The 2,049-nt window shown below is 58.3% G+C and carries 2 protein-coding genes; one reads left to right on the plus strand and one right to left on the minus strand.

Features of this window, described 5'->3' with window-relative positions; translation table 11 throughout:
• Nucleotides 1-285 precede the first annotated feature (285 nt).
• Nucleotides 286-750 (plus strand): MarR family winged helix-turn-helix transcriptional regulator, encoded by a 465-nt coding sequence (locus TY51_RS19335; protein WP_042252906.1) that lies wholly within the window; start codon nt 286-288, stop codon nt 748-750.
• 169 nt (nt 751-919) lie between these two features.
• On the opposite strand, the gene TY51_RS21465 is transcribed toward TY51_RS19335, so the two are convergent.
• Entirely contained in the window at nt 920-1,198 is a 279-nt protein-coding gene (locus tag TY51_RS21465) for an SH3 domain-containing protein (RefSeq protein ID WP_081995304.1), read from the minus strand.
• Nucleotides 1,199-2,049: the final 851 nt, after the last annotated feature.

A 2,049-nucleotide genomic window follows, 5' to 3' on the forward strand; every position in this document is an offset into this window, starting at 1 on the left:
GGCACAGGGTCTGATCCGGGAGATGACCGGGCAGGGGCGGTATCGGATGTGGCGCGCGGCGATTTGACGTTGCAGAGATGTGCCTCGCCTTTTGGGCTCCCAACTCGCTACGCGGGCAGCTCTCCGTCCGAACAGAGATCTGGAGGTGTGCCCTTGGTTGTCGTCCGCAACAAGTTGATGCGTTACGTTCTAGGGATCAGCATACAGTTCCAGGGGGAAAGCTTCGACCAAGCTTGGAATGCTCTCGTATCGCAAGACACCTCATCAGTTTAAGCCGGGGATCAAATGAGCCGTAAAAGCGAGGCCCGTCGCCAGGTCGACAAGCAACTCTCGTTCGCACTCTACGGGGCGGCGAACCGGATCATGCGGATGCACAGGCGGTTTTTGGAGCCGCTCGGTCTGACTTTTCCCCAATACCTGGTGATGCTCGAACTGCTCGAAACGTCTCCGGGTTCGGTGGGTAAGATTGGCGTCAAGCTTGGAATCGATACCGGCACGATCGTTCCTCTCCTCAAGCGCATGGAGCAATCCGGGCTGATCTCAAAGAAGCGTGACCTGCTGGATGAGCGCCGGGTCCTTGTCGAGCTGACGCCTGCCGGTCAAGCGTTGCAGGCTTCAGTCTGGGCTGTTGCTGACCAGGTCAAGTCCGCCTGCCAGATCAGGGACAGACAGGCGGATGCGCTGCGCAAGGAACTTGATGGTCTGGCGAGACCGGTGAATCCAGATGGACAGGTGGACACATCAAGCTGATCCTGCGAACCCCGACGGTGATGCACGCTGCACACTGACGTTTCCGAATAAGGGTTTGTGCCCGAAACGGCGGGATCAGTCCAAACATGTCGCGTGCTCGCTTATCGAGGAAGTCGAGGTCATGATCGGATACGCTTCCAACGCCGTCAGCGATGGGCGGATGTCTTCCTTAGCGAGGCGTCAGATAGTCCGCTGACACGTAGCCCGATACACTCGGCCTGTCGGCGAGGGAGACCCGGCACCAGACCTTGCTGTTCCTCGTCAGACAGTTCCGGCGCGCAAGGCGTGTTCCGTCGGGCAGGCCGATTATGATGGCGTGGTCGAGGCCAGGGCCTTCGCGAAGCTTCAGGAGATCGTTGGGACCGGCACCCCGAACGACTGCACCAGAACCAACCGCGCACCCGGTGGTCATCACGAAAGCCAAAAGAACAGCAAAGTGCGTTCGCATTATCCAACCTGCTCTGTTTTGCCGTTACTACGGCGCCATCTAGACAGATGATAGCAGTGAGGTTTCAGGCGCACACGAAGATGCTGTCCGATCGACAGCTCTAATGTCGTTCCTCAATCCCGGCGACGTTGTGCCCGGGTAACTTCAAAGAGGCTTCAGCGGTCTGTAGGGCAGGGGTGGGTAGATCACCTCGATCTCGTCCTCTTTTCTGACAACGCCGCCGCTTTGACGGTCGCCATGATCCCGGTCTTTCGAACAAGGCGTCCGTCTGCGCCCTTGTCGAGAACCGCCTTGATGAGACCTTTCTGGAATTATTCGATCTGTGAGCAGGGGTTTCTCAAGCCCGTTACGACCAACTGCACATCAGGACCGATACGCAGAACGGCTCCCTCCGGGAGAGAGGAGATCAAGGTTCTTGGTCGTGATATTCTCCCCCAAGTCGGCGGGCTGAATGCGGAAGCTTGATCTGCCAGTTCATCGAACAGCTCCGAGTGGATCAGGTGGACCTGGCGCAGGTTGGGCTGCATGGGATCCGCGGCCACGCAGGAGCGGTGCTTCACAGTCGATCCCTGATGCGCATCTTCCGCAACGCCGAGACCTTCCAGAAGTAAGATTTCGAGTGCCAGATTTTTGAGAAGCGATGCCCCTTGGCTTTCGCAACTGCAACCACGGTGCCTGTCATAGTCGCCTCAACTCTAACCCTTACTGCGGAACTGGAGGCGGATTGCCACACGCTACGACCTTTGCCCGATCCGCTTCCTCTGGGTCCGCGGCTTGGCCGCCACCGTCATCTAGTGGTCGTCAGTCCTGGCTCTTATCACCGCGTGCCTGCCTAAACTCTGTGACAAACT

This window comes from Paracoccus sp. PAMC 22219 (genome assembly GCF_000787695.1).
Taxonomy (GTDB): Bacteria; Pseudomonadota; Alphaproteobacteria; order Rhodobacterales; family Rhodobacteraceae; genus Paracoccus.

Bases quoted from the DNA above. Each gene is read 5' to 3' on its own strand.
- TY51_RS19335 (WP_042252906.1), top strand. From the start codon at position 286: ATGAGCCGTAAAAGCGAGGCCCGTCGCCAGGTCGACAAGCAACTCTCG.
- TY51_RS21465 (WP_081995304.1), bottom strand. From the start codon at position 1,198: ATGCGAACGCACTTTGCTGTTCTTTTGGCTTTCGTGATGACCACCGGG.